Raw genomic sequence first — 665 nt, 5'->3', positions numbered from 1 at the left:
TTCCGGTATTGTTCGTCCTTAGCGTTGCTTGGCGTACCTCCCACGCTATGCCCTCTATCGGGGGCGGAAACGGTCGCTCTCGGATGAGATGATTGCCGATCTGCACCGCCGCGTTGCCGCCGGTGAACGCAAGGCGACCATCGCGCGCGACATGGGCATCAGCCGCGAAACCCTCTACCAGTACCTTCGCGCCGCTGCCTGACACCAATGTTCACATTATGTCCGGAAAATCGTTGTTCAGCGTACAAAGCTTGAGGTGACGCCGACCAGCGGTGAGAAAAACAGATTGTCAGGAAGCTCAGCGTCTCTCTTGCCCGAGGGGGAATTTCCAGCCAATCGACCAAAGCATTGACCGAAGGGCGGAACCCCTCGCGCTTGTTCAACAGAGCTTCTTGTCCGCAGACATAGGCCTTCACCATTGCGCGCTCGATCTCGCCAATCGTATTTTGCGTGCGCCCCCCTTTACGCGCCTTGCGATCCCGGGCGACAATGTCGCGCGCGACCTCGCGGAATATCGTGCGCATTTTCGATGTTGGTCGCTCGGCTTTGGCAGGCTTCCTTTTGACGTTCACAGTTGCAAAATCCCGAAAAAAAGCGAGCCTCAGACCGACTGACGCGGCGCGATGCCGAGGCGCTGTGCGACCTGCGTGTAGAGACCGACGATG

The 665-nt window shown here is 58.5% G+C and carries 1 protein-coding gene and 1 pseudogene; one reads left to right on the top strand and one right to left on the bottom strand.

Translation table 11 applies throughout. From position 1 onward, the window contains the following. Positions 1–55 precede the first annotated feature (55 nt). A pseudogene (locus tag AX692_RS19245) lies at positions 56–202 on the top strand (helix-turn-helix domain-containing protein); the annotation flags it as partial. Here the strand turns inward: AX692_RS19245 and AX692_RS19815 are convergent. Then, positions 159–524, bottom strand: coding sequence for a hypothetical protein (locus AX692_RS19815; RefSeq protein WP_196491815.1), 366 nt, complete (start codon positions 522–524; stop codon positions 159–161). The pseudogene AX692_RS19245 and the gene AX692_RS19815 overlap by 44 nt on opposite strands. Positions 525–665: the final 141 nt, after the last annotated feature.

This window comes from Erythrobacter donghaensis (assembly GCF_001557325.1).
Taxonomy (GTDB): domain Bacteria; phylum Pseudomonadota; class Alphaproteobacteria; order Sphingomonadales; family Sphingomonadaceae; genus Erythrobacter; species Erythrobacter donghaensis_B.
The sequence above is the reverse complement of the archived record's forward strand: the minus strand, read 5'-3'. Positions and strand labels throughout refer to the sequence as shown.